This is a genomic window from Protofrankia sp. CiT1, assembly GCF_917627335.1.
GTDB lineage: Bacteria > Actinomycetota > Actinomycetes > Frankiales > Frankiaceae > Protofrankia.
The window spans coordinates 11,199-19,546 of the sequence record NZ_CAKJTP010000081.1; the positions used below are offsets into that span (position 1 = coordinate 11,199).

Genomic DNA, 8,348 nt, shown 5'->3' on the forward strand with positions numbered 1-8,348 from the left:
ACGTGTTCGACAACGGGGCAGGGGTGTTCGAGGACAACACGGTCACGGGCAACCGGATAGGGGATTGGGAGACGTCCGGAGCCGACAGCGCCAGGCTGGTTCGCATGGCAAGCTCCAGCGGACACGATGCGCCCGACGCCTCGGGGCCGATGAGTCCCGCCGTGGCCGGCTCGCCGCCCACCCAGCCTGTGTAGAAAACGCCCAGGACTCTGTCCCGGATCCCGGCACATTCCTCCGGAAAATCTGGAGAAGAGGAGAGACGGCGGCAGCCTCTTGATCTCGTCAGCCCGCCCGACGGGCTCGCCGCCGAGCCCACACGGCTGGCATCATGGAACCATAAACGCCGTTCGCATGCGTGCCTCAGGTGAGTTGCCGCTGCCGGCGGAGGTTGTGGCGGCGCTGCACGCTGATGAGGGTGACCTTGTCCGCTTCGACATCGTGGGCGACGGCATCGTCCGGTTGGCCCGGGTGCCCCCGACGAGGCAGGCTTCTGGACGGAGGAGTGGCAGGCCGGCGAGCGTAGGGCGGAGGCGGACGTGGCCGCCGGCCGCGGGCGGCTGTACCACAGCGCCGAGGACATGTTCGCCGACCTCGACGGCTGACCGGCGAAATGCCCACCTTCCTGCGTCTCGACACGTTCCTGGAGGATTTCCGGCGGCTCACCCCCGAGCAGCAGGCGCGGTTTCGCCGGGTCGTGCTCGACGAGTTCGTCCCGGACCTGGTCACGGGTCGGTTCCGGCCGGGGTTACGGGTCAAGCGGGTGCAGAGCATGCCGGGTGTGTGGGAGATGACCTGGGCACCGGACGGCCGGGCGACGTGGCAGTACGGCGCCGACACGAGGCCAGCACGCCCAGTTATCAAGATCAATCTACGCTACGTAGCGTTGCGGCAGCTCCCATGCAGGCCGCGTATTCCACTCTGAGTCTTGGTAGGGTTTCATGCCGGTATGGAACCCAGCGTCGAGATACCGTCCGGCGGCCAGTGGTGGCGAAACGCTGTCCTCTACGAGGTATACGTCCGCAGTTTTGCCGATTCTGACGGTGATGGTGTTGGCGACCTGGCCGGGGTGCGCTCCCGCCTAGACTATTTGCGCAACTTAGGGGTGGACGGGATCTGGCTCACTCCCTTCTACCCATCCCCGATGGCTGACCACGGCTACGACGTCGCTGACCACCGTGACGTCGACCCGCTCTTCGGTGACCTCGCCACCTTCGATGCCCTCCTGCGCGATGCCCACTCCCTCGGCCTGAAAGTCCTCCTCGACCTCGTCCCGAACCACTCCAGCGACAGGCACCCGGCATTCCAGGCGGCCCTGGCCAGCCCGCCCGGTTCCCCCGAACGGCAGCTGTATGTCTTCCGCGATGGCTCCGGCCCGGACGGCGCGCTCCCGCCGAACAACTGGGTGTCGGTGTTCGGTGGTCCGGCTTGGGCCCGGCTCCCGATCGAGCCGCCGGAAGGCAGCGAATCAGGCGGCCCTCCGGACCCGCCACCCAGCGGGCAGCCTCGGCAGCCGAGGCAGTGGTACCTGCACCTGTTCGCCGCCGAACAGCCGGACTGGAACTGGAGCCACCCGCAGGTCCGCGAGGACCACGAGCGCACCCTGCGGTTCTGGCTCGACCGGGGGGTGGACGGGTTCCGCATCGACGTCGCCCACGGCCTGGTCAAGGACGCCGAGCTGCGGGACAACCCCGCCGGTACGGAGCTCGCCCCCCACACCGCCTTCAGAGACGAGCACGAGCCGCATGTCTGGGACCAGGACGGCGTCCACGAGATCTACCGCGGCTGGCGCCGGCTCTTCGACGAGTACGACCACCGGGATGGCCGGGACCGGGTGCTGGTCGGCGAAACGTGGGTCGCCGACCCGGACCGGCTCGCCCGCTACGTGCGCCCCGACGAGCTCCACCTGACGTTCGCGTTTTCGCTCCTGACCACGCCGTGGTCGGCCGCGGCGTGGCAGGCGGCTGTGCGCGCGGATCTGGCCGCCACCGCCCGGCACGGCTGCGCGCCGACCTGGGTGCTTGCCAACCACGACGTGGTCCGCCCAGCGACCCGGTACGGCGCAGGCGAAGCCGGGATGCGCCGGGCGCGGGCCGCGCTGCTGACGATGCTTGCCCTGCCCGGCGCTGTCTTCCTCTACCAGGGCGACGAACTCTGCCTGCCACAGGCCGACGTCGCGGCGCAGTGGCGCCAGGACCCGGTGTGGCGGCGTTCCGGCGGCACCTCCCCCGGCCGCGACGGCGCCCGGGTGCCGATGCCGTGGGCTGGGCAAAGCCCGCCGTTCGGCTTCGCTCCACCCGGGGTGACGCCGTGGCTGCCCCAGCCGCCGGGTTGGGTGGCGTTCAGCGTCGAGGCGCAGGCTGGCGATACCACCTCCGCGCTCGTTTTCACCCGAGAGGGGCTGCGGTTACGCCGGGCGTTACCGGCGTTCGCCGGGTCGGTGCCGGACACGTTGCGGTGGCGGGAGGACACCCCGCCCGGCTGCCTGGCCTTCGACCGGCTACCCCCGAGTAGTTGGGCTGGCCCCACAACAGAGAGCGACAGCGAAGGCGAACACCACGACGGTGGCATGCACGACGGTAGGCGTGCCCAGCCACCCATCGGGGGTCATACCGTTACCTGCGTTATGTCAACGGCAGATGTACACGTCCAGCTGATGGTCCCGGGCCGGCTGGCACTGGCGAGCAATCCAGTAACCTACAACGGCACAACGATTACATTGCCCCCGGACACCGCGGCCTGGGTAATCGCTACCCACCGTTCCCCTCCGCTCAACCTATGACCTGCGATCACGATGTATACGGCTTTCCCGGATCGGGATTTGAGAGATCGCCCTGCGGTCTAGAGTCATGCGGACGACCGTAGATCTCAGCGATCCACCGTGGGCCGATAATCGCGGACGGCGAAGCACACACAACGCCCGGCGGGCAAGGTATCCGTCGGCAGGAGCCTCGGCGAGAGCGTCAGATCGCTGGCGCGAGCGGGCGGGTGTGCCCGACTGACGAGGGTCTTCGAGGTGGCGCAGGGCGCGCGTGTCTTCCCATAGATCGACGGGCACTCGCCCGGGGATTTTTAGCTGAGCCGTCTCAAGCCCTATCGGCGACGGTATGCAGCCGACCGAGGCTGAATATCCTGCACGATTACCGCATGCTTTGATTCGTCGATCCGGTACAGCACGCGCCACTGGACACCAAGTCGGGCGCTGTAAAATCCGGACAACGTCTCTCGAAGAGGCTTGCCGATATGGTAAGGCGCCTCAAGGAGTGGTCCGGTGATGAATTCAACAGCCGCAGCGGCAACGTCCTCCGGAAGCAGTTCGGAGATAGCCCGCCGGGCCGGCCGGCTCATTCCGAGATCGTAGGGGCCGCCGCTCACCGCTCGCGCTCAGCCAGCAACGCGCGCGCTGCTTCGATGCTGTACACCACATCGCCGGCCTGCTCAGCTTCGCGGGCCTCAGCCAAGCCCCGAAGCGCAGCCGGATCAGCAAGGATCTCGGCGGTTTCACGCATCGACAGGTACTCCTCTATCGCGACCAGCACTGTCTGTTGCACGCTGCGATGTTCGGATTCGGCGACCTGCTTTAGCTGCTCTTCAACCTCGGGTGGCAAGCGGAGTGTCATAGCCATACCATTATGGTATCATAACGGTGTTGCTCACTGAGGCAGGAGCACGCAGTCGAACGTCAGCGGGTGACCCCGGGCCGCCCAGAGCCTGGGCCCCTCACTAGTCAACATGCATCATCACCGCCCCCTCGGTCTCCTGCTCGGAGTCCTCGTCGTGCCGGCCAGCGTCCGGGACAGCGACGGCGGCCGGCTGCCGGTCGACCGCTTTGATCAACGACGTGGCGATCGGCTCGATTCGCCGCGCATCGATGGTGATCTTCAGATCCTCGGTCTGACTGCGATCCGGAACCCTTGCCACTCGTCGCCTCCGTGTGTGGCCGCGACGCACAAAACGTCCGCCATCGACGCCAACGGCAGCAACCTTACCGGCACCCCTGGCTGGGTCAGGGCTCTTTCTCATGGGGCAAAGGCGGCCTCGTGACCGGGACCACGCGCAAGCCTCTTTCCAGGCCGGTGTAGTCGCTGGGGTTGGTGGTGAACAGCGGAAGGCCCTCCGCGACCGCCGTAGCGGCAATCATCAGGTCCGCGATCCGGCGACGCGGCTTGCGACCCGCGGCGACGATGGCCGCGGACAACCGGCCGTAGACCCGCGCAGCCTCGGCGTCGAACGGGATCGGGTCGAACTCGTTCTCAACGCGCTGGAGTATCTCCATCCGCCGCGCCCGTTCCGCATGCTCGTCGTACAGGTCCTGCTCGTCGTTGCGCCGCACCTGGTGCGGCCCGGCGGACAGCTCCGCCAGTGTCACCACGCTGATCGCCATCTCGTCCGGAAGCTCGGCAACGTTGACCCAGCGGCGCAGGATCAGGATATTGGTGTCCAGCAGGCCCTGCCGGGCGGATTCACCGATCATAGGCGCTCGTCGCCTCATGGTCAGCCGCCGTGTCCTGGTCGGCGCGGAACGCCGCCAGATCGGCGTCAGGAGCGTTGCGCGACATCGCGGCGAACTCCTGCCGCGAGACGAACCGGCGCCGACGCCGCATTGGGACGAGCTGCCCGATCTGATGACCATCCCGAGTGACCGTGAACGACTGCCCATGCTCGACGGCGTCCATGATCTCCCGAGACCTCGACCGCAGATCCCGCTGCGTGATCTCAGGGACGCCCACCCCGACAGCGTAGCACCCAGTGCCACACCGTGCCGCACCGAAAATCGCGAGCCACGCCAAACGTGATCGCTTGGAGCGCCCGAGGACAGGGCGTTCGATCAGTGAGCGGCTCAGCCGTGCCCGATCCGGCGAGGCTGCGGAGGAAGGCGTCCTGGTGATGGGCGCCGACTGACGACAACGCGGCCGGACGGGACGCGGGGAGCCGCGAGCCGGACAGTCCTCTTCTCGGGCGCTCTTAGCGGTCGGCAATAGGGGACGCGGCGTCGCGGGGCTGGGGCACGTTCATCGCCGCCCCGGATCACGACCAGCCGTGCCAGCGCGGATGCGTTACCCGCTCCGCCCGCGGGACCCGTAGCTTGTGCACGACGCGCTCGGCCCCGTCCACAACGTGCGCATATAGCACGCCGCCGAGTCCAGCCCGGCCAGGGCGAGGCCACCACGCACCAGAGCCCTCCAAGCACGCGCGTCGGCGAGCTGCCGGATGCGCGATATCTCCGTCCGGCCGGGTTGGTGCCAGCACCGATGCCACGGGACCGTGCCGCGCATAACGTGACACGAGCTGCCGCAGGGCGAGGCTTGCCTGGCGGGAAAGCTGTCGATCATACCTGTTGGGGGTGATCCGATGGGTGATTACCGCCGCCGGCAGGAACGATCGCCACGGGCTTCGCTGGCTCGGGAAGCTTCGCCAGAATTTCGTGCAAATCAAGGTAAAAAATGTTCTTCATTCGCTATAACGGCAGGACTGACGCCGGGCCGGAACGCTTCCTGCCCGCCCGCCGGGGCTGGGCATCGATCACTCTTGCCGGGCGCGCTGAGACGCCCATGAACCGATGAGACGACCCATCAGCGGACGGAGGTGACAGATGGCTACGGCGACGCCGGACACCATCGGCACCGTGCTCACCCAGCTGCTGACCGCAGCGGCGGATGCCGCGCGGGACGGCGGCGACCGGCTTGGCGACCTGCTCAAGGAGGCCGAGGGCGCACCCGAGCGGCTCGTGGACGACATCAAGCTGTTCGCCGAGCAGCAGCTCGACCGGCTCAAGCAGCTCGTCAACCCGCCGGACTGGTGGAACCTGCTCGTGATCGCCCTGCTGGCGATCCACGAGCTCGACCCTGACCACCTGCTGGTCGGCACCTGCCAGATGCCCGACTGGGCCCGGATGCTGACGCTGACCTACCTGCCGACGACGCCGGACGCAGTCCAGGCCTCGGTCACCCTTGGGCTTGCCCTGACGGGCGACGGGCGGCATGGCTCGATGATCAAGATCAGCGGCGCGCTCGACGGCGTCCAGATCCCATCCGGCGGCGGCCCGCTCACGGTGGGCATCGCGACCGACCCTGGCGGGACCGCCACCTGGCTCATCCCGTTCGGCGGCCCGGTGACCACACCCAAAGGCACCGACGGCACCGGTGGCGTGCGGCTGTCCGTGGCGCTCACGCCTGGCCTGGACCAGGACGCCGGAGCCGCCCGGCTGAGCGTCGGCAAGGTGCGGCTCGAGCTGGCCCTGCGGTATCCGGCGCAGCCGCCGGACCACCCGCTGTGGCGGCTGTTGGTGGGCCTGAGCGGCGACGGCGGCCGGCCGGGGCTCGACGCCGAGGTCGACCTGCAGAGCCTGCTCGGGCCGCTTGGCTCGATCGTCGCCCTCAGCCCGCCGGACATCCGGTACTCGCCGCGGCTCGTGCTCGTGGCGGACGAGTCCCCCCAGTTCACCCTCGGCCCGAGCTGACGGAGTCACTTATGAGCGGGAATGGCTGGATCGTCGGCACCCTGGACGTCGCCGGGCGCCCCGACGGGACCGCGAGCGCTGTCAGCGTCGACCTGAGCGTCAGTGCCGGCCTCGACCTGCCGGGGCTGCGGCTGCGGGTGGACGACGCGCGCGTCGAGGCCCAGCTCAGCGTGCGCCTGCGACCGCCAGGCCTGGAAATGCGGGCCGTACCGATGCTGCCGGCGGGGGCCGGCGCGGAGCTGACGTTGCCGGGTGTGACGGGCAGCGGCTACCTGCGCCGCGACGGCGACCGGTGGGCCGGCGCGCTGTCGGCCCGGCTCGGGCCGGTAGCGGTGAGCGGGTTCGGCATCCTCGACCTGAGTGGCGGTGGCCTGTCCCTGGTGGCGCTGCTGGCGGCCGAGTTCGACGTCCCCGTCCAGCTGTCGTTCGGGTTCACGCTGGTGGGCGTGGGCGGGCTGGTGGGCCTCGGCCGGCGCCCCGACATCCCGGCCCTGCAGGCCGCGGCCAGCTCCGGGGAGCTGTCCCGGCTGCTGTTCCCCCGCGTCCCGATCGTGGGCGCCGACCGGCTGCTCCCGGTGCTGAACGGCTGCTTCCCGGCCGCGCCGGGCAGCGCGGTCGCCGGCCCGATGCTGAAGCTGGGCTGGGGCACGCCCACAGTGGTCGCGGCCACCATCGCGGTCCTCGCCAGCGACGACGGGGTGGTGATCATCGGCCGTGTCGCCATCACGCTGCCGTTCGAGCAGGCGGCGCTGATCCGGCTCGAAGCGCTCGTCTTCGGGACGATCACCGGGGACGGCCTGTCCATCGAGGCGACGCTGGCGAACTCGCGGATCGTCGGCATCCCGGTCGACGGCGAGCTGCGGCTGCGCCTGCGCACCGGGGACGACCCGCTGTTCGCGCTCTCCGCTGGCGGCTTCCATCCGGCCTTCACCCCGCCCGACGGGATGGCGGGGATGACACCGATCCACACCGAGATCTCCCCAGGCCCGATGCTGCGCGCCCGGCTGGCGGCCTATCTGGCCGTCACCACCGAATCGGTCCAGTTCGGCGCGCGTGCCGAACTGCGGGCCGGGATCGATGGTTTCAATATCTCGGGCCATTTCGCGTTCGACGCGCTGATCCAGCTCGACCCGTTCGGTTTCGCCGTCGACTTCTCCGCCCGGGTGAGCGTGGAGTGCGCCGACTTCTGTGTCGGCAGCCTCGGCCTGAGCGGGCACCTCTCCGGCCCCAGCCCGTGGCGCATCCACGGCCACGCCAGCGTCTCGGTGCTGTGGTGGGACGTCGACGTGGACATCCCCGAGCTGACCTGGGGCTCGTCGGACGCGCCGCAGCTCCCGAAGCCGCGCGCCCCGCTCGACGTCCTGCTCGGCCAGCTCCGCACCGCGTCGAACTGGACGGCGAGCACCGCGCCCGTCCCGGCGGTGGTCGAGCTGCGCCCCGGCCCGGATCATGGGGCCGCCGCCGTCCACCCGCTGGCTGAACTGCGGTTCGCGCAGACCACCGTGCCGCTCGGGGTCGCCCTGCAACGCATGGACGGGGTCCCGCTGCCCGCTGCGGTGACCCTGCGGGTGAGCGCGGGCGACCCGGAGCCGCCGCTGACCATGACACCCGCGGCGTTCGCCCCGGGGCAGTTCCTCGCCCTCGACGCCACCAGTGCGCTGGCCGGCGCCGGCTACGCACAGTTCGACGCGGGGTTCCTGCTCACGCCGAACGCCGTCGTCTTCGGGCCGAAGGAATCCCGCTCGATCGACCCCGAGCTGTGTGTGATCGCCCGGCGGTTCCGGTTCCCGACGACCGTCCCCCTCGGGCCGCCGCTGGCCCTGGCGGCCACGACCGGCCACGGCCACGCCCCCGCGGCGGTGGCCAGCCCGCTGGTGCGGCTGCGGGATCC

9 protein-coding genes are annotated in these 8,348 nt (G+C 69.7%); 5 read left to right on the plus strand and 4 right to left on the minus strand.

Annotation, left to right across the window (positions count from 1 at the left end; all coding sequences use genetic code 11):
- The 3 genes from MJ785_RS13955 to MJ785_RS13965 form a co-directional block, all read left to right on the plus strand.
- The coding region (locus tag MJ785_RS13955; protein ID WP_239381253.1) for a hypothetical protein at positions 1-194 on the plus strand (194 nt) is incomplete at its 5' end.
- Between the two features lie 416 nt (positions 195-610).
- Entirely contained in the window at positions 611-922 is a 312-nt protein-coding gene (locus MJ785_RS13960) for a hypothetical protein (RefSeq protein WP_239308792.1), read from the plus strand.
- 24 nt (positions 923-946) lie between these two features.
- Positions 947-2,779 carry a glycoside hydrolase family 13 protein gene (locus MJ785_RS13965; protein WP_239381255.1) on the plus strand — a complete coding sequence of 611 codons (1,833 nt, stop codon included), beginning with the start codon at positions 947-949 and terminating at the stop codon, positions 2,777-2,779.
- Between the two features lie 589 nt (positions 2,780-3,368).
- Here the strand turns inward: MJ785_RS13965 and MJ785_RS13970 are convergent.
- The 4 genes from MJ785_RS13970 to MJ785_RS13985 form a co-directional block, all read right to left on the minus strand.
- Positions 3,369-3,623, minus strand: coding sequence for an Arc family DNA-binding protein (locus tag MJ785_RS13970; RefSeq protein ID WP_239308789.1), 255 nt, complete (start codon positions 3,621-3,623; stop codon positions 3,369-3,371).
- Positions 3,624-3,720: 97 nt separating this feature from the next.
- A complete protein-coding gene (locus MJ785_RS13975) occupies positions 3,721-3,918 on the minus strand; it encodes a hypothetical protein (RefSeq protein ID WP_239308788.1) in 198 nt (65 codons plus the stop codon).
- Between the two features lie 85 nt (positions 3,919-4,003).
- Complete coding sequence (locus tag MJ785_RS13980; RefSeq protein ID WP_239308787.1) at positions 4,004-4,471, minus strand: type II toxin-antitoxin system VapC family toxin; 468 nt, start codon at positions 4,469-4,471, stop codon at positions 4,004-4,006.
- Positions 4,461-4,673 (minus strand): prevent-host-death protein, encoded by a 213-nt coding sequence (locus MJ785_RS13985; RefSeq protein WP_370651446.1) that lies wholly within the window; start codon positions 4,671-4,673, stop codon positions 4,461-4,463. Before MJ785_RS13985 ends, MJ785_RS13980 begins: the two co-directional genes overlap by 11 nt.
- Before the next feature lie 917 nt (positions 4,674-5,590).
- On the opposite strand from MJ785_RS13985, the gene MJ785_RS13990 reads away from it, so the two are divergent.
- Positions 5,591-6,457 (plus strand): hypothetical protein, encoded by an 867-nt coding sequence (locus MJ785_RS13990; RefSeq protein WP_239346152.1) that lies wholly within the window; start codon positions 5,591-5,593, stop codon positions 6,455-6,457.
- A gap of 11 nt (positions 6,458-6,468) precedes the next feature.
- Positions 6,469-8,348, plus strand: a 1,880-nt coding sequence (locus tag MJ785_RS13995; protein WP_239381257.1) for a DUF6603 domain-containing protein, incomplete at its 3' end; no start/stop codon positions are given.